This window comes from Streptomyces canus (genome assembly GCF_001514145.1).
GTDB lineage: Bacteria > Actinomycetota > Actinomycetes > Streptomycetales > Streptomycetaceae > Streptomyces > Streptomyces canus.
Window position 1 is genome coordinate 155,928 of sequence record NZ_KQ948661.1, and the last position, 23,528, is coordinate 179,455.

The window sequence follows — 23,528 nt, forward strand, 5'->3', positions numbered from 1 at the left end:
AGGGCTGCTACTGATGATTCGCTCTCTGCGCTGGAAGGGTGCCGCCTTCACGGTGCCCTTCCAGCTCGGCTTCGTCTTCCTGTACCTGTTGCCGATCGGGTACGCCGTCTACCAGTCGCTGTACCGGTCGCAGTCCTCCGGGCTGGGGCTCGGTGGCACGACCGACGAGTTCTCCGGTCTGGACAACTACCAACAGGGGCTGACCGACTCGGCGTTCATGGGCTCCGTGCTGCGGGTGGTGCTGTTCGCCTGCGTACAGATCCCGATCATGCTCCTGGTCAGTCTCGTCCTCGCCCTGTTCCTGGACGCGCTCAGCTCCCGGATGGCCGGCCGGTTCCGGATTCTGCTGCTGGTGCCGTACATGATCCCGGGCGTGGTCGCCGCGATCGTGTGGCTGAACCTCTACAGCCCGGACGTGGGCCCGCTCACCCCGCTCGGCGAGATCTTCGGGTTCTCCTGGAACTTCTTCGCGCCCTCGATGGTGTGGCCGTCCATCGGCAACCTGCTGACCTGGCACGGCATCGGCTACAACATGGTCATCATCTACTCGGCGCTCCAGGGCGTGCCCCGCGACCTGTTCGAGGCGGCGCGGCTCGACGGGGCCTCGGAGCTGCGGATCGCCCGCAGCATCAAGATCCCGTTCGTGCGGGGGGCGTTGGTGCTGACGGGGATGCTCTCCATCATCCAGATGCTCCAGATCTTCAACGAGCCCGCGCTCTTCCGGAACGTCACCCCGCAGACGGTCAGCGACTCCTTCACCCCGATCATGATCATCTACAACCAGGCGTTCAACGCCGGCAACTACCACTACGCGGCGGCCCTTTCGGTGCTGCTCGCCCTGATCCTCGGCGTCGCCTCCTTCCTGTTCTACCGGTTCACCTCGAAGGAGACCGACTGATGACCCTCATCGAGGAACCCGCGAAGACCCGGCCCGTCCGTCGGCTCACCGAGCCCGATCCGGCGGCCCGTTCGCGGGGCGGCCAGCGGTTTCTGCTCGTCGGACTGTCCCTGGCGAGCGTCTACAGCCTCTTTCCGGTGTGGTGGCTGATCGTCGCCTCCACCAAGGACCGCACCGGGCTCTACCAGTCCAACGGACTGTGGTTCTCCGGCTGGCATCTGTGGGACAACCTGCATCAGCTGTTCACCTACGAGCACGGCATCTTCCTGCGCTGGACGGCGAATTCCTTCCTCTACGCCGGTGTCGGCTCGCTGGGTGGCACGTTGCTGGCGCTGGCAACCGGTTACGGCCTCGCGCGCTTCGACTTCCCGGGCCGCAACCTCGTCTTCGCGTGCGTGGTCGGTTCCTTCCTGATCCCGATCGCGCTGCTCACCCTGCCGCTGTACCTGCTGTTCTCGGAGATCGGCCTGGTGGACACGCCCTGGGCGATGCTGATCCCCTGTCTGATCAACCCGTTCAGCGTGTACCTCGCCAAGGTGTACACCGAGGCCACGATCCCCTTCGAGCTCCTGGAGGCGGCTCGTATCGACGGTGCCGGAGAGCTCAGGATCTTTTTCAGCATCGTGCTGCGGATGATGACGACGGGTGGCGCGACAGTGTTCCTGCTGGCCTTCGTGAACACCTGGAACGCCTTCTTCCTGCCGCTGACCGTGCTGCGCGGCGAGAACAACTGGACGCTCAACATCGGTCTCTACAACTGGTCCGGCAAACGCCTGGAATCCGGTGTCGACCTCACGAGTCTGGTCCTCACGGGTGCCCTGCTGTCCATCGTCCCGATGGCGATCATGATGGTCGCGATGCGCCGCTACTGGCGTTCCGGAGTCACCCTCGGAGCCCTCAAGTGACCCTGCTGCACAACCCGGTGATCCGGGGCTTCGCCCCCGACCCGTCGATGGTGCGCGTCGGTGACTGGTACTACGTGGCGACCAGCTCCTTCGAGTGGTTCCCGACGATCCCGCTGCACCGCTCGCCAGACCTCGCGCACTGGGAGTACGCGGGCCATGTCGAGGGCGCCGTCCCGGGCGACTCCCTCGCGGGCGTGCCCGATTCGGGCGGCATCTGGGCACCCTCCCTGAGCTGGGACGGCGAGCGGTTCTGGGTGGTCTACGCGATCGTCCGCTCGGTCGGAACTCCGTACTTCGACACGGACACCTATGTCTCCACGGCGACGGAGGCAGCCGGTGAGTGGACGGCACCGCGGCGGATCGCGAGCCACGGCTTCGACCCCGCGCTCTTCCACGACGAGGGCCGGCTGTGGCTGCTCAACCTCCAGAACGACCACCGACCCGGCGGCCGGCGCTTCGCGGGAATCGTGGCGACGGAGCTGGACCGGGAGACGCTGGCGCCCGTCGGTGACACGCACCTGCTGCTCCAGCACGAACGGCTCGTCGAGGGGCCGAAGTTGGTCCGCAAGGACGGCTGGTATCACCTCGTCCTCGCCGAGGGCGGCACCGGTTTCGAGCACGGGGTGCTAGTGGCCCGCAGCCGGGAGATCACCGGCCCGTACGAGCTGGACTCCCGGCCGCTGCTGACGTCCCGGGACGACCCTTCGCTGCCCCTGCAGAAGGCCGGCCACGGCGAACTGGTCCAACTCCCGGACGGCAGCTGGGTATTGAGCCACCTCACCGCCCGCCCCCTGAACACGCCGAACGGCCCGCGCTGCCCACTCGGCCGTGAGACGGCGATCCAGGCGGTGACGTGGGATGCAGAGGGCTGGCCGAGGTTGCGGCACGGGGGTCCGCATCCTTCGCTCGAGGTCGATGTATCGACCCGCCCACGACCGGAGGTCGGGTGCGCTGCCGCGGCGCTCCCAGGGCCGGAGGACGAGACCGCCGCCCCGGCGCATCCAGGGCCTCAGGTCCAGATCGGCACGCCGACACCCCCGAGGCCGCAGGCTCAGACCGGCACACCGGCGCATCCCGGACAGGAGGCTCAGCCCGGCACACCGGGGCAACCGCACGCGACAATCCAGACCGCCGTACCAGCACACCCGCGACCACAGACCCAGCCCGGCACCCCGAGCCACCCACGACCAGAGGACGAGACCGCCGCACCCGCACAACCACACGCGGCAATCGACGCCACCGCACCAACGCACCCGCGACCGCCGACCCAGCCGGGCACACCGATCCAGCCCGGACCACACACCCACCCCGGCACACCGCCACAACCGCACACGGCAGTCCAGCCCGCCACACCAACGCACCCGCAGTCGTCCGAGCAACCCGCGCTCCCGCGCGACCCGTTGGGCTGGCCCTGGAGTACTCTGCGGGCCGCGCCCGATCCCTCCTGGGCGGACACCACCGCGCGTCCTGGCTGGATTCGGCTGCGTGGGCGGCACGGGCCCGAGTCGTGGTGGGCGCACAGTCTGCTGGCGCAGCGGATCACCGAGCACCGGGCGGAGGCCCAGGTCACCGTGGAGGCCCGGCCGACCACGTTCACCCAGGCCGCCGGTCTGGTGCTCTGGTACAACACCGAGTCCTATCTGGCCCTCGACCTGACCTGGGCGGAGCCCGAGGGCGAGGAGCAGCGGGGCCAGCAGTGGCAAGGCGGCGGACGGACCGTGCTGAGCCTGGTCGAGCGGGACGAGGGCAGCACCCGGCAGGTGGCCGTCGTCGACATCCCTACGGAAAGCGCCTTCACTATTGGCGTGACGGTGGAGGACGGGGTGGCCCGTTTCTGGTCCCTGGGCGCACACGGCGTACGGACACCCGCCGGCCCGGAACTGGACGTCACCCGTCTCTCCGACGACCACGGATCCAAGCTCCGGTTCACGGGCGCGATGGCCGGAATCCACGCAGTGGACCTGGTCGGCGCGGCCTTCACGGCCGACTTCACCGGGTTCCGCCTGAGCTGCGGGTAGCGTTCGAGGTTTCGAAAGCCAGGGGGACATGAAGACCCGCGAAGCCCGACCTCTTCCCGACTCCACCGGGCGAACCTAGGGTAGGAAGCGCTTACTGTTTCCGCGCTGGTCGAAAACTTTCATGGCCCTCGGGCGGGCCGGAGAGGTGGTTCCCGATGGTCCGCACGGGGAGTGCGAGCGTGGCGGCCGGTCCCACGCTGGCGGTCGTGGCCCGGGAGGCGGGCGTGTCGGTGCCGACCGCCTCCAAGGTGGTCAACGGGCGGGAGGACGTGGCCCCCGAGACCCGCCGCCGGGTCACCGAGGCGCTGGACCGGCTCGGTTACGTGCGCAGACCGAGGTTCGACGCGGCGAAGGCGTCGGGACTGGTCGACCTGGTCGTGCACTCGCTGGAGACCTCCTGGTCGGGGGCGGTGCTGCACGGAGTGGAGGCGGCCGCCCACGACGCGGGTCTCGAGGTGGTCGTCTCGGCCGGGCCGAACCGCACCCGGGCCGGGCGCCCCGAGCGCGGCTGGCTGGACAAGATCACCGCGCGCGGCTCCTCCGGGGTGCTGTTCAACCTGGCCGAGCTGACGTCGTCGCAGTACGGCTGGCTGGACCAGCACCGCATCCCGTACGTCCTGATCGACCCGGTCCAGGAGCCGCCGCCGGGCGTCGTCTCGGTGGGCGCGGCGAACTGGCAGGGCGGGGTGACGGCCACCGAGCACCTGCTGGCGCTGGGGCACGAACGCATCGCGGTCGTCGCCGGCCACCAGCGCAGGATGTGCAGCGGCGCGCGCGTGGCGGGCTACCGTTCCGCGCTCGCCGCGGCGGGGATACGGCAGCGGCCCGAGTACGTCCGCCACGCCGGCTTCGACGAGAGCGCGGCCCACCGCCGCACGCTGGAACTCCTGGACCTGCCCGAGCCGCCCACCGCGGTCTTCGCCTGCTCCGACCGCATGGCCCTCGGCGTGTACGAGGCCCTGGCCGAACGGGGCCTGCGCGTCCCGGACGACGTCAGCGTCGTGGGCTTCGGCGACCTGCCCGAGGCCGGCTGGACCACCCCGGCCCTCACCACGGTCCGCCAGCCCCTGTCGGAGATGGCGGCGACGGCCCTGCGCCTGCTCGTCCGCATGATGGAGGGCGACCGCCCGGAGAGCACCCGGACCGAGCTGTCGACGCGGCTGGTGGAGCGGGCGAGCACGGCCCCGCCGGCCGACTGAATCGCGTCGGCCGCTCCGTGCCCCGGCGTACGCCTCCATCGGTCGGCCCGTACCCCCTCGTACCGGCTGCATGTGCCACTGACCACCGGTTTCGTTCACCTTCGGTCAACTCTGGGCGTCGGGAACTGGCCGGGGCGGGCCGGCGTCGAACGATGCGGCGGGGAGGGAGCCGCCGCTCCGACGAGGGCGGCGGCGAGCAGTGGGGGGACGACCATGACGCGCTGGCGGCCGCTGCCGGAGTCGCTTCCGAGGGAGGCACGGCATCTCGTCGAGCAGCTGCGCCACCTCAAGGACCGTACGGATCTGAGCCTCGCCGAGCTGGCCCGGCGCACCGCGTACAGCAAGTCATCGTGGCAGCGGTATCTCAGCGGGGCCAAGCAGCCGCCGCGCGGGGCGGTGGAGGCGCTGTGCCGGGTGGCGGGCGCGGATCAGGCGCGGCTGCTGGCGCTGTGGGACCTGGCCGCCCCGGTCTGGCCGTACGGCACGGTGGTGGCCGCCGTGGCGCCCGAGGGGGCGGTGCCGGCGGGGCCCGGCCTCGAGTACCGGCGATGGCGTACGGCGGCGCTGGCCGCGTTCGCGGTCATCGTGCTGCTGGTGGCGGGGGTGCTGTGGGCGTGGCCGTCGAGGGGCGGGTGACCGTACGGCCGCCCGCTCCCCCGTCGGCGGCGGTCAGCCCACCTGGTCGTAGTACGCGATCCGCCAGGGGCCGGTGCCCTTGAGCTTCACCCGGTACTTGCCGCTGACCCGCTTGAAGTCGACGTCCCGCTTGTCGCCGTCGTAGCGGACACCGCCGCCGGAGACGGGGCCGTGGAGCCACTGCTGGGCGAACTCCCAGGTCTGGTCGGTGACCACGCCGTCGTTGTCGGTGAGACCGTAGCGCTCCTGCCACCACTGCGTGGCCGACTCGGTCTCCGGGCCGAACGAGCCGTCGATCTGGCTCCTGGAGTAGTTGTGCCAGTCCCCGTCCTCGTCCTGCCACTTGGCGCCGTCCGCGTACAGGACGGACTGCCACAGGGCCGTGGCGTTGCTGTCGGCGTGGTCGTCGACGCCCAGGTTCTCCTCGTCCTGCAAGTCGTCGCTGACCACACCGTTGCCGTCGATGCCGTGGTACGAGGCCGCATTGGCCGTCGGTGTCACGGCGAGGCCGAGGGTGCCGGCGCCCAGCAACGCTGCCGTCACCATCGCGACGGCCCGCTTGCGCATGCTCATGGAAGTCTCCCTTTCCGAACCGCCGTGGTTCCCCCCGTGGTTCCCCCTGGGGCGGCTCGTTTCGCTTGGCACGGCACAGCCTCACAGCCTGAGGTGCGCACGGCGAGACCTGCCGGAGTCCCCGGACCGGCGGGGGACGGTCCGTCCCGCGTACGGCGATGTGGTCCGCGAGCGCGGGCCGTACGGGGACCTGCTGGGACGGAACGGGACGGGCCACGGGGCCTGTTCGGACTTCGCTCTGTTCCAGGTGTGCCGCCCAGGAGATCCCGCCCGGCAGATGGGCACGGAAGTCCGGGTCCGCGTAGGCCTCTGCGGCATGCCCGAGCGCCCGGGTTCGGACGGGCCGGGTCCGCGTGCAGCGGTTCGGTGCGGCCAGGTGCGGGGGCGGCCGGTCGACGGTGCGGGCCGTCGCCGGTGCCGCCCGTCGCCGTTCGGTCCGTCGACGGTGCGGCCGGGTCCGGGGCGGCCCGTCGCCGTTCGGCCCATCGGCGGTGCCGGCCTCCCAGGACTGAGCGGTGTGTCGCCGTACAGGTGTTCCGTCGGGTGGGTCGCTGTGCGTAGCCTCGGCGCGGTGAACGTGATTCCCGCACGGCTGGACCATCTCGTCCTCGCGACCCCGGACCTGGCGGGGACGGTCGCCGACTTCACCCGGCGCACCGGTGTGACCCCCGCGCCCGGCGGTGTGCACGTCGGTCTCGGCACCCGCAACCACCTGGTGTCGCTGGGCGGCACCGCCTATCTGGAGATCATCGGCCCGGACCCGGAGCAGCCGGAGCCGATGGGGCCGCGTCCCTTCGACGTCGACACGCTCGCCACCGCCCGCACGGTGACCTGGGCGATCAGTCCGCCCGACCTGGACGCGGCGGTCGCGACCGCCCGGGCCCGCGGTTACGACCCCGGCGAGATCCGCCCGATGAGCCGCCGCAGACCCGACGGGACCCTGCTGGAATGGCGCCTCACGGACGGCGACACCCAGCACCCCTCCGGTCTGGTCCCCTTCCTCATCGACTGGGGCACCTCCCCCCACCCGACCGCCTCGGGCCTTCCCGCCGCTCCCCTGCTCTCCCTGACCGCGACCGCCCCGGTCCCGGACGAGATCCGGCCCCTCCTCGCCGCCCTCGACGCCGATCTCCCCCTCACCGAGGGCCCGGTCGGTCTCACCTTCACGCTCGACACTCCGCAGGGGCCGGTGCTCTTCGGCTGACGTGTCCGATTCCTTCAAGACCGGGCGCCCGGGCGCTGCCTACGGTGGCGGCATGACTCCACGATTCGATGCCATCGGTCTGGTGGCCTCCGACATGGCCGCCTCCGTCGCCTTCTACCGGAGGCTCGGCTTTCCGTTCCCCGAAGGGTCGCAGTCCCAGCCGCACGCGGAGGCCGAACTGCCGGGCGGTGTACGGCTGATGCTCGACACCGAGGAGACGGTCCGCTCCTTCCACCCCGGATGGCGGGCACCGGCCGGCGGCAGTCGCACCGCGCTCGCGCTGCGGTGCGCCGGCCCGGCCGAGGTCGACGCGGTGTACGAGGAACTGGTGGGCGAGGGGTTCCACGGCGAGCTCAAGCCGTGGAACGCCGAGTGGGGGCAGCGGTACGCCTCGCTGCACGACCCCGACGGCAACGGCGTCGACCTGTACGCCCCGCTAGCCGACGGCGAGTAGCCGCCCGAGCGGCACGCCCGCCAACTCCTTGACGTCCCGCGCGAGATGGGCCTGGTCTGCGAACCCGCTCCGCACCGCCGTCTCCGCGAACGGCACCCCGGCCCCGGCCAGCACGAGAGCCCGCCGCAGCCGCAGAATCCGGGCCAGCGTCTTCGGCCCGTACCCGAAGGCCGCGAGCGACCTTCGGTGCAACTGCCGTGCCCCCAGCCCGAGTTCATCGGCGGTCATGGCGACGGGACGGCCCGCGTCGAGGGCGGTCACGAGGGCGTGCAGGACGGGGTCAGCAGGGGCGGCACGCTCCAGGGCGATCTCTTCCAGTGCGGTTGCGGGGTCGGGGGCCTTCTCGACACCGCTCCGCAGCCGCCGTACCTCTGGAGCCGGCCAGAGATCGGCCAACTCGACGCGCCGGTCCCGCAGTTCATGGGCGGGCACCCCCAGGAAGGCGGGCGCGGTGCCCGGGTAGAAGCGCACGCCCGCCCAGGTGCTCGGAGCGCCGCCGGCGACGTAGGCACGCGTGTCGGGCCCGGCGACGAGCAGCCGCCCTTCGTTCCAGAGCAGGTCCATGCACCCGTCGGGCAGCACACGTCCGGTCCCGTCACCGGTCCAGATGACGGCACCGGCAAGCCGGGACGCCCGTTCCGTGTACACACCCCCAGGCTACGATCAGCCCCCGGCGACGCGCACCCGGAACTCCTGCGGACTGACCCCGTACCCCCTCTTGAACGCACTGGACAGCGCGAACGCGCTGCCGTACCCCACCTGTCGGGCGATCGCCTCGAGGGTCGAAGGACTGCCCCGCAGCAGATCCGCCGCCAACGCCAGCCGCCATCCGGTCAGATACGTCATCACCGGCTCGCCCACCAGCTCGGTGAACCGCCGAGCGAGGGCCGCACGCGAGACGCCGGCCTTGGCCGCCAGGGACGCCACCGTCCACGGATGCGCGGGATCGTCCTGCACCAGCCGCAGCACCCGCCCCACGACAGGGTCCGCCAGCGCCGCGTACCAGGCCGGAGCCTCCGCCTCGGGCCGGGAGAACCACGCCCGGAGCGCCGCGATGACCAGCAGGTCCAGCATCCGGTCCAGGACGACCTCCTGCCCCGGCTCGTCGCGCACGATCTCCTCCATGAGGAGCGGGGTCAGCGGGCACTCCCACACGTCGGTGGTGAGCGACAGCAGGGGCGGCAGCGCGTCCAGGAGCCGGTTGCTGATCTCGCCCTCCATCAGATACGTCCCGATGAGGACCACCGTCTCGCCGTCGAGCCGGTCGCCCCAGGTGCGCACTCCGAGGTCCATGGAGCCGTTCAGGGCCCGCCCGTCGGGGTAGCTGCACTCCGCGCCGGGCAGGATCAGTGCCTGCGGGGCCGTACCGGGGTCGTCGGCGCAGGTGTAGGGGTCGGGGCCGCGGGCGATGGCGAGGTCGCCGGGGCGCAGCCGGATCCGCTCGCCCGAGTCGGGCACGATCCAGGCGTCGCCACGGACCATCAGCATGACCGTCAACGGAGCCCGGTCCTCCACCCGCACCGCCCACGGCGGGTCGAAACACGCACGGATCATGAAGGCGCCACGCGCCCGCGGTCCTTCCAGCAGGCCTGCCAGAGCGTCCATACGGCCAGCGTAGACGCGCGCGCATGGGAATGAGCCGTTCAGCGATGGTCCCTTGCGGCGGACGGCAGTTGACTCGACGGCATGACACAGAACTCGCGGAACATGACGGTGGTGGTGACCGGTGCCTCCGGTCGTACGGGCAGCCGGGTGGCGCAGTCCGCGGAGGCGGCGGGGCTGACGGTCCGGGCGGCCTCGCGGGCCCTGGGCTTCGACTGGCAGGACCGGTCGACGTGGGCGCAGGTGTTGCGGGGCGCGGACGCGGCGTACCTCGTGTACCCCTCGGACATCGGCGCTCCGGGGGCCGCCGAGGCGATCGGGGCGGTCGCGCGGGAGGCGGTGGGGGTCGGCGTACGGCGGCTGGTGCTGCTGTCGTCGCGGGGGCAGGACCGGGCGCGGGACGCGGAGGAGGCGCTGCAGGCGTCGGGGGCCGACTGGACTGTCGTACGGGCCGCGTGGTTCGCGCAGAACTTCAGCGAAGGACCGTTGGTGGAAGGGCTTCGGCTGAGCGGGGAGTTGGTGTTTCCGGCGGGTGAGGTGCGGGAGCCGTTCGTGGACGTGCGGGACATCGGGGACGTGGTGGCGGCCGTGCTGGTGTCGGGAGACCGGTATGTCGGAGAGACGGTCGCCGTCTCGGGACCTCGGCTGCTGACCTTCGGCGAGGCGGTCGCGGAGATCGCGAAGGCGACGGGGCGGGAACTGACGTACCGGGCGGTGTCGCCTCAGCAGTACGGGGACAACCTGGTCGGTTTCGGGGTGCCGGCGGCGGAGGCGGAGGCGCTGGTGGAGGCGTTCGCGCAGCTGCTGGACGGGCGCAACGCGTATCTGTCGGACGGGGTGCGGGAGGTTCTCGGCCGGGAGGCACGGGACGTCGCCGACTTCGCGAGGGAGGCGGCGGCCGCGGGTACGTGGAAGGTCTGACCCGGTCAGTGGGCCCCGGTCAGTGGACCCGCCCCCTTCAGGAGTCCTCCGGCTTCTGCGGGGGGTGCGTCGTCTTCGCGTGCGTCCGCAGCCGCGACGTCACATCCTCCGGCGGCAGGAAGCGCGACCACCTCTCCGGGAACTCCGAGGGCATGTCGGGGTCCTCGGGGTCGGTGTCGGTGTCATGGAGTGCGGCCGCCCGGGCGACGTACTCCGCGACCTGCGCCTCCCGCACCCGCTCGTTCGCCGCGCGCGCCGCGGCCGTCGCCGCCGCGGGCCACACGCGGTCGATCGCGGCGTTCACCGCGGCGCCCACCAGGACCGCGAAGGCCGACACCCCGATCCACAGGAGCACCGCCACGGCCGCGGCCAGCGAGCCGTAGATCGTCGCGCCCTCGATCGTGCTCTGCAGGTAGATCCTCAGCAGGAAGCTGCCCAGCACCCACATGGCCAGCGCCACCAGCGCGCCGGGGACGTCCTCGATCCACGGTGAGCGCACCGGTACCGACAGGTGGTACAGCGTGGTCAGGAAGGCGATGGACAGGATGATCACCACGGGCCAGTACAGGACCTGCACCACCGTCGCCGACCAGGGCACGATCCGCACCACCGCGTCCGGCCCCGCCACCATCAGCGGCAGCGCCACCGAGCCGATCAGCAGGGCCGCGATGAACAGCGCGAACGCCACGAGCCGGGTCTTGACGATGCCGCGGACCCCGTCGAGGCCGTACATGACGGTGATGGTGTCGATGAAGACGTTCACCGCGCGGGACCCGGACCACAGGGCGAACAGGAAGCCGACGGAGATGACGTCGGGCCTGCCGCCCTTCATCACGTCGTCGAGGATCGGCTGCGCGATCTGCCGTACACCCTTGTCGGACAGGACCGTGCGCGCGGCGTCCAGGATGTTGGCCTCCAGGCTGCTGATGCTGTCGGTGCCGGTCCAGTCGTCGACGTAGCCGAGCAGTCCGATGAGGCTGAGCAGCAGCGGCGGCACGGACAGCAGCGAGAAGAACGCGGCCTCGGCGGCGAGCCCAAGGATGCGGTACTCGATGCACGAGTTGACGGTGTCCTTGACCAGCAGCCAGGCGGTCCTGCGCTTCGAGACGTTCCGGTAGAGGGCACGGGCCCGGTGGAGCCGGCCGGAGGGCCGCTGAGGGGATTCGCTTGCTGCCTGCACGACCTAAAGGTATCCGCCATGGCAGCGTGCACTCATCCCCCGGTCCCGGTCCGGGGCACACCCGTGCGGGGAACGCCCGCTCGTGTTCGGTTCCGTCATACCTCGGAAAACGCCGGGCAATCCCGAGGAAATCGTCAAGGAAATCGAACCCCTTTTCTGTCATGAACCCGGTGGCCGGATTTCGCGTCTCTAAAAAGCGGAATGCCGGACGACATATGCACCACCCTCGGGTGAGTTCCCCGGTGGCGCCACCGAACGGCACGAAAAGGGCATACCGCCAAGGAACGACCGACCAGCAAGAAACCGCCATTGACCGAAACGCGCTTGACCGGTTCATGAGCCCGTCGAAACAATTCGGATTGCATTCTCAGGGCCCTGACCAAGGCTCGAGCCAGGCCACCCCGTCCCCACCGCGTGGTCACTTCAGGCACACAACGAACCGCTCCTTCCCTTATTTCATTCAGTGCCTCAGGGCACTTCTCTTTCTTCCGGCACACCGGAACCACGGGGGTTCTTCTTCATGATTTTCCGCTGTGTGGTGAACAGCGGGAGATATTCCGCCGTATCCCTCTCTGGAGAATTTCCATGCCTGTTCCGTATGCGCCGAATCATGCCGTGCCGCGAATCGTGGGGGTCGATGTGGCACGGGGTCTCGCCCTGCTCGGCATGTTCTCCGTTCACGTGTTCGGTGCGTTCGACGCGGCCGGCTCGGTCACACCCGCCTGGATGTTCGCGGGCGGCCGTTCCTCGGCGACGTTCGCCGTGACGGCCGGGATCGGCCTGGCCTTCACGACGGGCGGGCGACGGCCGGTGACCGGGCGGCCCGCGGCCGCCGCGGTGGCGGCACGGGCCGGCGTCGTCGCGCTGATCGGGCTGCTGCTCGGGTACGCCTCGCGCGCGGCGGACCTGGACGTGGACGTGATCCTGGCGTTCTACGCCCTGCTGTTCCTGATCGCGATCCCGCTGCTGGGCCTCGGTCCGCGCACCCTGGCGCGCCTGTCCCTGGTCCTGGCCCTGGGCGCGCCGTTCGCCGTGCACGCGCTGCGGGGCGTACTGCCGGAGCCCGCCTTCGACGGCGACCCGACCCTCCAGGACGTGGTCACCGACCCGCTCGGCCTGATGTCGGACCTGCTGGTCCACGGCGACTACCCGGTGCTCGCCTGGACCGCCTATCTGTGCGCCGGCCTCGCCCTCGGCCGGATGGACCTGACGTCACGGAAGGCCGCACCCCTGCTCTTCGGCGGCGGTCTCGCGCTGGTGGCCGGTGTCTGGCTGGTGTCGTCCCTGGTCCTGTTCCGGTACGACGGGCTCCAGCGCCTGTGGCGAGCGGAGTTCCCGGGCGCCTCCCGCGCCGAGGCCCTGTGGGACAGCCCCGACGGCGCGACCTGGTGGGCGCTGCTCTCCCGCGCGCCGCACGCGACCACGCCCTTCGACATGCTCCTCACCCTGGGCTCGGCGACGGCGATCCTCGGCGGCGCCCTGCTGCTGACCAGGAGCGCCCTCCTCGCGCGGGCGCTCACGCCGCTCGCGGCGGCGGGCAGCATGCCGCTGACCCTCTACGTCGCCCATGTGCTCCTTCTCGCCACCGGCGCACTCTCCGGCTCCCCCGGGCTCCTCTACGCCGTCATGACGACCGGAGCGCTCCTCTTCGCCCTCTCGTGGCGGCACGTCGGGCGTGGCCCGCTGGAAACGGTCGTCGCAGGCGCGGCCCGGCGGTGTCGCGAGGCCGTAACACCACCGCGGTCCCCGGAACCGGTGGAGAGCCCGGCCCGACTTAGCAAGCACGTCGATTAGCCCATAAGACCAAAAGTAATGATCTAGGAGCTCAAGTGGTGGTAAATCCCGGCAAGATCACGACAGTCGCCCCGGTGGAAGGCACCGCCCAGGTCTTCGCCGAGGTGCTGGCCGGGGTCGTGAAGACGGATCAAGTGGCCCTCGACAGCCATTTCTTCGACGACCTGGGCGCCAACTCCCTGGTCATGGCGCAGTTCTGTGCCCGGGTCAGGAAGCGGGACGATGTGCCGCCGGTGTCGATGAGGGACATCTACGGCCACCCGACGATCCGCAGTCTGGCCACGGCTCTCGCCGAGGTCCCGGACGCCGGACCGGTTCCCGCACGGCCTGCCGAACCGCCTCCGCCGCCGGGCAGCACCGCCCGCTATGTCCTGTGCGGGATCCTGCAGTTCCTCGTCTTCGCCCTGTACTGCCTCGCCGCGGGGACCGCCGCCGCCGAGGGGTACGCCTGGATATCCGGCGGCGACGGCATGCTCACCGTCTACCTGCGCTCACTGGTCTTCGGCGGCGCGCTGTTCCTGGCCGTCTGCACCCTGCCCGTGGTGGCGAAGTGGGTGCTGGTGGGCCGGTGGAAGGAGACGGAGTTCCCGGTGTGGGGCCTCGCCTACGTCCGCTTCTGGTTCGTCAAGGCACTGCTGCACGCCAACCCGATGATCCTGTTCACCGGCAACCCGCTGTACGTCCTGTACCTGCGAGCCCTCGGCGCCCGTATCGGGCCGGGCGTCACGATCCTGTCCCACTCGGTGCCGGTCTGCACCGACCTGCTGACCGTCGGCGCCGGCACGGTGATCCGCAAGGACGCCCTGTTCCTCGGCTACCGGGCGCACGCGGGCCGGATCCGCACCGGACCGGTCACGCTGGGCCGGGACGTCTTCGTCGGCGAGAAGACGGTCCTCGACATCGGCACGTCCATCGGCGACGGCGGTCAGCTGGGCCACTCCTCCGCGCTGTACGACGGCGCCGAAATCCCCGCCGGGCAGCGCTGGCACGGCTCCCCGGCCCGCCCCACCGACGTCGACCACATCCGTGTCCCCGCCACCCGCTGCGGCACCACGCGCCGGGCCGGCTACGCCCTCGTGGCCCTGCTCCAGACGCTGCTGGTGTACGTCCCGCTCGGCATCGGCGGCGCCTTCCTGGTGATGGACCTCGTGCCCGCCCTGGACCCGCTGCTGGAGCCGAACGCGAAGGAACTGGCGTCGGCGGCCTTCTACGCCGAGGCGCTCGCCCTGTCCGTCGCCCTCTACGCCGGTTCCGTGCTCCTCGGCCTCGTCACCGTGACGGTGCTGCCGCGGCTGCTGAACCTGACGCTGAAGGCGGACCGGATCTATCCGCTGTACGGCTTCCACTACTCGGTGCAGCGCGCGATCGCCCGCATGACCAACATCAAGTTCTTCAAGTGGCTGTGCGGCGACAGCTCGTACATCGTCCCCTACCTGCGGTCCATCGGCTACGACCTCTCGCACGTCGAGCAGACCGGCTCGAACTTCGGCACCGAGGTCTCGCACGAGACGCCGTACCTGGCCACCGTCGGCAGCGGCACGATGGTCGCCGACGGGCTCTCGATCCTCAACGCCGAGTACTCCAGCACGTCGTTCCGCCTCTCGCGGGTGGCGATCGGGCCGCGCAACTTCCTCGGCAACCACATCGCCTACCCGGTCGGCGGCCGTACCGGCGACAACTGCCTGCTCGCCACCAAGGTGCTGGTCCCGCTCGACGGTGAACTGCGCGAGGGGGTGGGCCTGCTCGGCTCCCCGCCGTTCGAGATCCCGCGCACGGTGGAGCGCGACACCCGCTTCGACCACTTCCGCGAGGGCGACGAACTGCGCCGCCGGCTGTCCGGCAAGAACCGCTTCAACGCCCGCTCGATGGCCCTGTTCCTGTTCCTGCGCTGGCTGCACTGGTTCCTGCTGACACTGCTCGGCTTCGCGGCCGTCGATCTCTACGGCGGTCAGAGCGCCCTCGGCGGCCTGCTCCTCGGCGGCTACCTGATGGCAAGCCTCGCACTGACCTGCGCCTACTACATCCTGGTGGAGCGCGTGATCACCCGGTTCCGGCCGCTGGAGCCGCAGTTGTGCTCCATCTACGAGCCGTACTTCTGGTGGCACGAGCGGCTGTGGAAGGTGCCGGACGGCCAGCTCAAGGTGTTCAACGGCACCCCGTTCAAGAACGTCATCTGGCGGCTGATGGGCGTACGGCTCGGTCGGCGGGTCTTCGACGACGGCGTCGCCATCACCGAGCGGACGCTCACGTCGATCGGCAGCGACTGCACGCTCGGCGCCCACTCCAAGGTGCAGGCCCACTCCCAGGAGGACGGCACCTTCAAGTCCGACCACATCACGATCGGCGACGGCTGCACCGTCGGTGCGGGCGCGTTGGTCCATTACGGCGTCTCGATGGGCGACGGTGCCGTGCTCGGTCCCGACTCCTTCCTGATGAAGGGCGAGGAGATGCCGGCGGGGGCGCACTGGGGCGGGAATCCGGCGGTGGCGCTGCGACGCGCCTGAACCGCCCGCACGAAGAAATCAGGGGGAAGAAAGTCATGCAAACAGTTCCGCACCGCACGCCCGGTCCGATACCGGACGTCACGGAGTACGCAGTCCGGTTGCCCGAGGGCACACCGACCGATCCGGCCGCGCTGCTGACGGCCCACGCCAGGGTGCTGGCCGCCCTCTCGGGCGAGACGGAGGGCACGCCCGGCGACGAGCTGCGGGTCACCGTCACCGACGGCATGCTGCGGCTGAGCCACCGCACCGGCGCCTTCGACACCGAGGCAGCCGCCCGCATCGCCGGCTACCACCTCACAGCGCTCACCGACCCGGACCGCAGGAGCCTGCTGTCCGAGGAGGAACTCCGCTTCCAGCTGGAGGAGTTGGCGGGCCCGGTCCGTGAACTCCCGGACCGGCGGGTGCACGAGCTCTTCGAGGAGCGGGTCGGCAAGCACCCGCACGCCGTGGCCGCCGTACAGGGCGAGCGGCAGTGGACGTACGCCGAGCTCAACTCCCGGGCCAATCAGGTCGGCCGGGCGCTGCTGGCTCGCGGCCTGGAGGCCGAGGGGGTCGTCGCCGTCGTCATGGAGCGCGACCTGGACTGGATGGCGGCCGTGCTCGGCGTGCTCAAGGCCGGCGGGGTGTATCTGCCCGTCGAGCCGCACTTCCCGGCCGAGCGGGTGTCCAGGACGCTGTCCCGGGCGGGCTGCGAACTCGTCGTCACCGAGCGGGGCAGTACCGGCTCGCTCTCCGGGACGACGGCCACGACCCTGTTCGTGGCGGACGCGTACGCCGAGGGCCACGCGGACGACGATCTCGGGATCCCGGTCGCGGCCGGACAACTGGCCTACATCTACTTCACGTCCGGCTCCACCGGCGAGCCCAAGGGCGCGATGTGCGAGCACGCCGGCTTCGTCAACCACGTGCTCGCCAAGGTCGAGGACCTGAGGATCGGCGAGGACGACGTGGTCGCGCAGACCGCGCCGCAGTGCTTCGACATCTCCCTGTGGCAGCTGCTCGCCGGGCCGGTCGTCGGCGGGCGGACGCTGGTCGTCGACCAGGAGACCGTCCTGGACGTGCCGCGGTTCGTGGACACGGTGGTCCGGGAGCGGGTCAACGTGCTCCAGGTCGTGCCGTCGTACCTGGAGGCCGTGCTCGCGGAGTTGGGGCAGCGGCCGCGCGAACTGGCCGACCTGCGCTGTGTGTCGGTGACCGGCGAGGCGGTGAAGCGGGAGCTGGTGCAGCGCTGGTTCGCCACCGCGCCCGGCATCCGCCTCGCCAACGCCTACGGGCTGACCGAGACCTCCGACGACACCAACCACGAGGTCATGGACCGGGTGCCGGACGGCGACCGGGTCCCGCTCGGGCGGCCGGTGCGCAATGTGCGCGTGTACGTCGTCGACGAGGACCTGGTGCCCGTGCCGCTCGGCGCGCCGGGCGAGATCGTCTTCTCCGGCGTGTGCGTGGGGCGCGGGTACGTCAACGACCCCGAGCGCACCGCGGCCGCCTTCATGGAGGACCCGTACCGGCCCGGCGAGCGGCTCTACCGCAGCGGTGACGTGGGGCGCTGGCGGTCCGACGGCCGACTGGAGTTCCTCGGCCGGCGGGACACCCAGATCAAGATCCGCGGTTTCCGCGTGGAGATCGGCGAGATCGAGAACGCGCTGCTGCGGGTGGCCGGGGTGCGTGACGGGGCCGTCGTGGTCGTACGGGGGACGCAGCTCGCCGCGTTCTGCGCCGGGCCCGAGCCGGTGGGCGCGGACGCGGTGCGGGAACGGCTGGCCGCGTCGCTGCCGGCGTACATGGTGCCCGCCGTCGTGCACTGGCGGGAGCACCTGCCGCTGACGGCCAACGGCAAGACCGACCGCCGGGCGCTCACCGCGCTCGCCGAGGACCTCGACACCGCTGTGGCGGGCGAGCCGGTCACGGCCTGCGAGCGGCGGCTCGCGGATGCCTGGGCCGAGGTCCTCGGGGTCCCCGCCGACCGGATCGGCCGCCTCGACCACTTCTTCGACCGCGGCGGCACCTCGCTGTCCGCCGTGCGTCTCGCGATCGTCCTGGACCGGGCGATCACCCTCAAGGACGTCGTCCGCCACCCGGTCCTCGCGGACCTGGCGGACCTGCTCGACCGGCAGCACTGAAAGGAACCCCGAGATGTCATCCACGAATCTCCTTCCGCACCTGGACCTGGCACCGGACAGTCCGCCGATCCTGCACGCCAAGTCCGGTGCTGATCCGGCGGGTTGGGCAGCCGAGCACCACGCCCCGCTGCGTGCCCTCGTCCTCGAACACGGCTGTGTCCTGGTGCGTGGTCTGGGCCTTTCGGACCCCGCGGCCACCGAGGCCGTCTTCCGGGGGCTGACCAGCGGTCTGATGTCCGACCGCGAGCCCTTCGCGCCGCGGCGCAGCTACGGGGACGGCGTGTACTCGACGACCAAGTGGCCGCCGAACCAGCAGATGTGCATGCACCACGAGGTCAGCTACGGCCTTGAGTTCCCGGGTCTGCTCCTGTTCGCCTGTCTGGAGGCGCCCGCGACCGGGGGCGCGACCGCGCTCGCCGACGCGTCGGCGGTGCTGCGGGACCTGCCCCGCGAGCTGGTCTCCCGCTTCGAGCGCGAGGGCTGGCTGCTGACGCGCTCGTACCACGAGGAGATCGGCGCGTCGGTCGAGGAGGCGTTCGGCACGGACGACCGCGCCGCCGTCGAGCGCTACTGCCGCCGGAACGCCATCGAGTTCGCCTGGCGGAGCGACGGCTCCCTGCACACCCGGCAGCGGCGCGGCGCGGTGCTCCGGCACCCGGACTCCGGCCTGCCCTGCTGGTTCAACCAGATCGCGTTCCTCAACGAGTGGACCATGGAGCCGGAAGTGCACGAATACCTGGTGGACATGTACGGCGCCGACGGGCTGCCCTTCAACACCCGCTTCGGCGACGGCGATCCGATCGACGAGGACGTCGTGCGGACGATCAACGAGGTGTACGGCGCCCACACCGTGCGCGAGCCGTGGCAGGACGGGGATCTGCTGCTCGTCGACAACGTCCGTACGGCACACAGCCGCGAGCCCTTCGAGGGACCGCGCGAGGTGCTGGCCGCGCTCGGCAACCCGGTGTCGCGCACCGACGGCGAGGTGACCGGCGTATGAGCACCGTCGGCGCACCGACCTTCGCCCTCGTCACCGGCGCACAGGTCCAACAGGCCCTGCACGGAAGGGAACCGGAGATCGCGGACCTCGTCGAGGCCGTGTACCGGCTGCACGGCGCGGGCGACTCGGTGAACCCTCCGTCGTACTTCCTGCGGTTCCCGGACCGCCCGTCGTCACGGATCATCGCGCTGCCCGCGTCGCTGGGCGGACCGCTGAGGGTGGACGGCCTGAAGTGGGTCTCCAGTTTCCCGGAGAACATCAAGTCCGGGCTGCCGCGCGCGTCGGCCGTGCTGATCCTCAACGACCCGGAGACCGGCTACCCGTTCGCCTGTCTGGAGAGCTCGGTCATCAGCGCCACGCGTACGGCGTCGTCGGCGGCGCTGGCGGCCGGGAAGCTGAGCGCGGGCCGGAGCCGCCCCACCCGGGTGGGCTTCATCGGCACCGGGCTGATCGCCCGCTACATCCACACCCATCTCACCGCCACCGGCTGGGAGTTCGAGGAGACGGGCGTGCACGACCTGTCCGCCGAGAGCGCCGCCGGGTTCCGCGGCTATCTGGAGCGGTCCGGCGCACCGGGGAAGGCCGTCGTGCACGACACGGCCGAATCCCTCATCCGCTCCAGCGACCTGGTCGTGTTCGCCACCGTCGCCGGCACACCGCACGTCCACGATCCGTCGTGGTTCGGCCATCACCCCCTGGTCCTGCATGTCTCCCTGCGCGATCTCGACCCGGAGATCCTGCTCGCGTCGGCCAACTTCGTCGACGACGTCGAGCACTGCCTCAAGGCCGAGACCTCCCCGCATCTGGCCGAACGGCTCACGGGGAGCAGGGACTTCATCGACGGCACGCTCGACGACGTGCTGACCGGACGGGTGACCGTCCCGACGGACCGGACGGTGGTGTTCTCCCCCTTCGGCCTGGGGGTGCTCGACCTCGCCGTCGGCCGGTTCGTCCACGACGAACTGGCCCGGCGCGGCGAACTGCACGTCGTCGACGGGTTCTTCAACGAGCTGCGCCGGTACGGCTGAACCACCGGTGGCGCATGAGGAGGGGGGCGTCATGCCCGTCATATCCGATCCTTCGGAGTACAACGAGTCCGACCTCTACGTCGACCTGCGGGCGGCGCTGGAGCTTCCGCTGTTCCTGAAGTGCGAGGGCTTCAACTTCGCCGGGTCCATCAAGCTGAAGGCGGCGCGCGAGATGGTGAACGCCGCCGAGCGCGACGGCACCCTGCGGCCCGGGTCGGTGCTGGTCGAGTCGTCGTCGGGGAACCTGGGGGTGGCCCTGAGCGTGATCGCGGCGAGCCGGGGTTACCGGTTCCTGTGCGTGACCGACTCACGGTGCAACCTGGTGACGATCCGGCTGATGGAGGCACTCGGCACCCGGGTGCACGTGGTCAGGGAGCCGGACCTGCACGACGGCTATCTGGGCGCCCGGCTCGCCTACGTGCGGGCGCTGTGCGCCTCGGACGAGCGGTACGTGTGGCTCAACCAGTACAGCAACGAGGGGAACTGGCGGGCGCACTACCGCACCACCGCGCCGGACATCGCGCGCCGCTTCCCCGACCTGGACGTCCTGTTCGTCGGGGCCGGCACCACAGGGACCCTGATGGGCTGCGCCCGCTGGTTCTGGCAATGGCGGCGCCCGGTGCGGATCGTCGCCGTCGACAGCGTCGGGTCGATCACCTTCGGCGGGCCGCCCGGCGTGCGGATGATCCCGGGGCTCGGTACCAGTGTGCCGCCGCAGCTGCTCGACAAGTCGTACATCGACGACGTGGTGCTCGTCGAGGAACCGGACACCCTCCAGGTCTGCCGCCGGCTGGCCGCCCGGGGTTTCCTGTTCGGCGGCTCCACCGGCACGGTCGTCAGCGGCGCCGACCAGTGGCTGTCCGCGCATGGCCGCCGCGGGCTCACCGCGGTCGCCATCGCGCCGGACCTCGGCGAACGCTACCTCGACACGGTGTACCGACCCGGCTGGCCGCACGGCCTGCCCGAAGCGGACCCGGTCCACCACACAGCGGAGGCGATGGCCCACCTCGCCTGACCCCCTCCGACCCCGGCACCCGGCCCGCACACCCGCGGCGACCGGGTGCCGCGCCGACCCCACGAGCGGCCGGGCACGTGCCGTATCGGCGAGGTTCCAGTACACCCGCCTGCGGCGACCAGAGGCGACCCCACAACACACCCGCAACACCCCGACTGCCTGACCAAGAGACGCAGGCACCCAGCGGCGACCACAGCCATACCGACGAGGAACCCCTACACCCGCCTCCAGCAACCAGAGGCGACCCCACAACACACCCGCAACACCCCGACTGCCTGACCGAGAGACGCAGGCACCCAGCGGCGACCACAGCCATACCGACGAGGAACCCCTACACCCGCCTGCGGAAGCCGGAGGCGACCCCACAAGGCACCCGCAGCGCCCCGAACACCCGGCCCCGCAACCGCAAGGCGCACGCCACCCCCGCGGCGACCGCTGCCCCACCGGCGAGGTACCGCTGCACACACTCCCGCGGCAGCCAGAGGCGGCCTCGCAACACGCCCAAGCACCCGAGCGCCCGGCCCGGCACCCGCGAGACGCCCAGCACCCCGCAGCGACCCGCTGTCGTACCGGCGAGGTCCCGCCACACACGCCCACGGCGACCAGAGGCACACCCGCAGCACCCCCGTGCCGTGTCCGTGAGGTGACCGGTGGGGTACCCCGGGGTACGTTCGCAGAATGGCAGGCAGTACGCACACCGTGACGAACCAGCCCCCACCGCTGATCGGCTACGACGTCTACAGCGCCGACCTCGCGCTGCGAGCGGCCGTGGAACGGCATCTCGACCCGGACCTGCTCGACGAGGTTCACAGTGAGCTGGCGGCGCTCGGCCGGGCCTGCGGTTCGGCGCAGGTGCAGGAGTGGGGCCTGCAGGCCAACGAGAACCCGCCCCGGCTGCGCACCCACGACCGGCACGGCCACCGCATCGACGAGGTGGAGTTCCATCCGGCCTGGCACCGCGTGCTCGGCAAGGGCGTCTCGGCGGGCCTGACCGCCGCCTGGGTCCGCCCCGGGGGCCACGTACGGCGAGCGGCGGCCTTCCTCCTGTGGACGCAGGTCGACGCGGGCAACTGCTGTCCGCTGTCCATGACCCACGCCGCGGTCCCCGCCCTGCGCACCGACCCCGACCTGGCCGCCGAGTGGGAGCCCCGCCTCACGTCCATGGTCTACGACCGCGAGCTGCGGCCCGCCCACCTCAAGGCGGGGGCGCTGTTCGGGATGGGCATGACGGAGAAGCAGGGCGGCAGCGACGTCCGGGCGAACACCACGTCCGCACGGCCCCTGCCCGACGGCGAGACCTACGAGCTGACCGGACACAAGTGGTTCTGCTCCGCGCCCATGTCGGACGGCTTCCTGGTCCTCGCCCAGGCCCCGGGTGGGCTCACCTGCTTCCTCGTGCCGCGCGTCCTGGAGGACGGCACCCGCAACACGTTTCTCCTCCAGCGCCTCAAGGACAAGCTCGGCAACCGCTCCAACGCCTCCGGCGAGGTCGAGTTCGACCGGACGTGGGCCCGCCGGGTGGGCGACGAGGGGCGCGGGGTCCGCACCATCATCGAGATGGTCGCCGCGACCCGGCTCGACTGTGTGCTGGGCTCGGCGGGCCTGATGCGCCAGGCCGTCGCCCAGGCGATCCACCACTGCACCCACCGCGAGGCCTTCGGCGGCAAGCTCGTCGACAAGCCGCTGATGCGCAACGTCCTGGCCGACCTGGCCCTGGAGTCCGAGGCGGCGACCACCCTCGCCCTGCGACTGGCGGCCGCCTACGACCAGGGCGACGAGCAGGAACGGGCCTTCCTCAGGATCGCGGTACCTGCGGCCAAGTACTGGATCACCAAGCGCTGCACCCCGCTGACGGTGGAGGCCGCCGAATGCCTGGGCGGCAACGGCTACGTGGAGGAGTCGGGCCTGCCCCGCCTGGTCCGCGAATCACCGCTGAACTCCATCTGGGAGGGTGCGGGCAACGTCCAGGCCCTGGACGTCCTGAGAGTTCTCCGGCGGGAACCCCAGGCCCTGAACGCCTACCTCCTGGAGATCGGCCGGACCCGGGGCGCCGATCACCGGCTGGACGCGGCGACGAAGAGCCTCTTCACCGAACTGGCCGATCTGGAGGGCGTCGAGGGCCGGGCCCGGCACCTGACGGAACGGCTCGCGCTCGTCCTGCAGGGCTCCCTGCTCGTCCGTCACGCCCCCGCGGAGGTGGCCGACGCGTTCTGCGCGTCCCGCCTGGGCGGCGACGCGGGATCGGCCTTCGGCACATTGCCCTCGACCCTGGACCTGGCGTCGGTGGTGGATCGGGCCCGTCCGGTGCACTGACCGTTCACCAGTTGAACGGGGGTGGTGCTGCGCCGACACGGCACCACCCCCGTTGCGGCCCTCGGAGGCCGGAGAACGCCGCTGCGAGACGGCGTTCGCCCAAGTTTCAAACAAGCCGGAGCCCACCACCAGGGTTGCAGGGGGTTGCAACTTCCTGGCGT

General features: G+C 71.2%; 19 protein-coding genes. 15 read left to right on the forward strand and 4 right to left on the reverse strand.

All coding sequences use genetic code 11. The annotated features are described in order from the left end of the window. The first annotated feature begins 13 nt into the window (after positions 1 to 13). The 5 genes from AQJ46_RS20515 (at position 14) to AQJ46_RS20540 (ending at position 5,656) form a co-directional block, all read left to right on the forward strand. Positions 14 to 898 carry a carbohydrate ABC transporter permease gene (locus AQJ46_RS20515; protein WP_057611021.1) on the forward strand — a complete coding sequence of 295 codons (885 nt, stop codon included), beginning with the start codon at positions 14 to 16 and terminating at the stop codon, positions 896 to 898. After that, positions 898 to 1,803 (forward strand): carbohydrate ABC transporter permease, encoded by a 906-nt coding sequence (locus AQJ46_RS20520; RefSeq protein ID WP_059206993.1) that lies wholly within the window; start codon positions 898 to 900, stop codon positions 1,801 to 1,803. The genes AQJ46_RS20515 and AQJ46_RS20520 overlap by 1 nt, the downstream gene beginning before the upstream one ends. After that, on the forward strand, positions 1,800 to 3,821 hold the full coding sequence (locus tag AQJ46_RS57265; protein WP_225887369.1) for a family 43 glycosylhydrolase: 2,022 nt from the start codon (positions 1,800 to 1,802) through the stop codon (positions 3,819 to 3,821). The genes AQJ46_RS20520 and AQJ46_RS57265 overlap by 4 nt, the downstream gene beginning before the upstream one ends. 155 nt (positions 3,822 to 3,976) lie before the next feature. After that, entirely contained in the window at positions 3,977 to 5,020 is a 1,044-nt protein-coding gene (locus tag AQJ46_RS20535; protein ID WP_059206994.1) for a LacI family DNA-binding transcriptional regulator, read from the forward strand. A gap of 213 nt (positions 5,021 to 5,233) precedes the next feature. Next, a complete protein-coding gene (locus AQJ46_RS20540; protein ID WP_059206995.1) occupies positions 5,234 to 5,656 on the forward strand; it encodes a helix-turn-helix domain-containing protein in 423 nt (140 codons plus the stop codon). A 33-nt stretch (positions 5,657 to 5,689) separates the two neighbouring features. On the opposite strand, the gene AQJ46_RS20545 is transcribed toward AQJ46_RS20540, so the two are convergent. After that, positions 5,690 to 6,229: a peptidoglycan-binding domain-containing protein gene (locus AQJ46_RS20545; RefSeq protein WP_059206996.1), complete on the reverse strand. Its 540-nt coding sequence runs from the start codon at positions 6,227 to 6,229 to the stop codon at positions 5,690 to 5,692. Between the two features lie 571 nt (positions 6,230 to 6,800). On the opposite strand from AQJ46_RS20545, the gene AQJ46_RS20550 reads away from it, so the two are divergent. Next, complete coding sequence (locus AQJ46_RS20550) at positions 6,801 to 7,433, forward strand: VOC family protein (RefSeq protein WP_059207299.1); 633 nt, start codon at positions 6,801 to 6,803, stop codon at positions 7,431 to 7,433. 52 nt (positions 7,434 to 7,485) lie between these two features. After that, entirely contained in the window at positions 7,486 to 7,887 is a 402-nt protein-coding gene (locus AQJ46_RS20555) for a VOC family protein (protein ID WP_057611028.1), read from the forward strand. Here AQJ46_RS20555 and AQJ46_RS20560 read toward each other — a convergent pair. After that, on the reverse strand, positions 7,870 to 8,535 hold the full coding sequence (locus AQJ46_RS20560; RefSeq protein WP_059206998.1) for a helix-turn-helix domain-containing protein: 666 nt from the start codon (positions 8,533 to 8,535) through the stop codon (positions 7,870 to 7,872). The genes AQJ46_RS20555 and AQJ46_RS20560 overlap by 18 nt on opposite strands. A gap of 15 nt (positions 8,536 to 8,550) precedes the next feature. Beyond that, a complete protein-coding gene (locus tag AQJ46_RS20565) occupies positions 8,551 to 9,492 on the reverse strand; it encodes an AraC family transcriptional regulator (protein WP_057611030.1) in 942 nt (313 codons plus the stop codon). Positions 9,493 to 9,573: 81 nt separating this feature from the next. Between AQJ46_RS20565 and AQJ46_RS20570 the strand changes: the two genes are divergently transcribed. Then, on the forward strand, positions 9,574 to 10,410 hold the full coding sequence (locus AQJ46_RS20570; protein WP_059206999.1) for an SDR family oxidoreductase: 837 nt from the start codon (positions 9,574 to 9,576) through the stop codon (positions 10,408 to 10,410). Between the two features lie 37 nt (positions 10,411 to 10,447). Here AQJ46_RS20570 and AQJ46_RS20575 read toward each other — a convergent pair whose 3' ends face one another. Further along, entirely contained in the window at positions 10,448 to 11,590 is a 1,143-nt protein-coding gene (locus tag AQJ46_RS20575) for a YihY/virulence factor BrkB family protein (protein ID WP_059207000.1), read from the reverse strand. 615 nt (positions 11,591 to 12,205) lie between these two features. Here AQJ46_RS20575 and AQJ46_RS20580 point away from each other — a divergent pair. The 7 genes from AQJ46_RS20580 (at position 12,206) to AQJ46_RS20610 (ending at position 23,367) form a co-directional block, all read left to right on the forward strand. Then, positions 12,206 to 13,384: a heparan-alpha-glucosaminide N-acetyltransferase domain-containing protein gene (locus AQJ46_RS20580; protein WP_225887370.1), complete on the forward strand. Its 1,179-nt coding sequence runs from the start codon at positions 12,206 to 12,208 to the stop codon at positions 13,382 to 13,384. A gap of 35 nt (positions 13,385 to 13,419) precedes the next feature. Continuing rightward, positions 13,420 to 15,888 (forward strand): Pls/PosA family non-ribosomal peptide synthetase, encoded by a 2,469-nt coding sequence (locus AQJ46_RS20585; RefSeq protein ID WP_079072366.1) that lies wholly within the window; start codon positions 13,420 to 13,422, stop codon positions 15,886 to 15,888. Positions 15,889 to 15,923: 35 nt separating this feature from the next. Beyond that, entirely contained in the window at positions 15,924 to 18,011 is a 2,088-nt protein-coding gene (locus AQJ46_RS20590) for a non-ribosomal peptide synthetase (RefSeq protein ID WP_059207002.1), read from the forward strand. A gap of 13 nt (positions 18,012 to 18,024) precedes the next feature. Beyond that, complete coding sequence (locus AQJ46_RS20595; RefSeq protein WP_059207003.1) at positions 18,025 to 19,011, forward strand: TauD/TfdA family dioxygenase; 987 nt, start codon at positions 18,025 to 18,027, stop codon at positions 19,009 to 19,011. After that, positions 19,008 to 20,039 carry a 2,3-diaminopropionate biosynthesis protein SbnB gene (gene sbnB, locus AQJ46_RS20600; protein ID WP_059207004.1) on the forward strand — a complete coding sequence of 344 codons (1,032 nt, stop codon included), beginning with the start codon at positions 19,008 to 19,010 and terminating at the stop codon, positions 20,037 to 20,039. The genes AQJ46_RS20595 and sbnB overlap by 4 nt, the downstream gene beginning before the upstream one ends. Positions 20,040 to 20,070: 31 nt before the next feature. Continuing rightward, complete coding sequence (gene sbnA / locus AQJ46_RS20605) at positions 20,071 to 21,054, forward strand: 2,3-diaminopropionate biosynthesis protein SbnA (protein ID WP_059207005.1); 984 nt, start codon at positions 20,071 to 20,073, stop codon at positions 21,052 to 21,054. Positions 21,055 to 21,732: 678 nt separating this feature from the next. Further along, positions 21,733 to 23,367: an acyl-CoA dehydrogenase family protein gene (locus tag AQJ46_RS20610; RefSeq protein WP_059207006.1), complete on the forward strand. Its 1,635-nt coding sequence runs from the start codon at positions 21,733 to 21,735 to the stop codon at positions 23,365 to 23,367. Positions 23,368 to 23,528 lie beyond the last annotated feature (161 nt).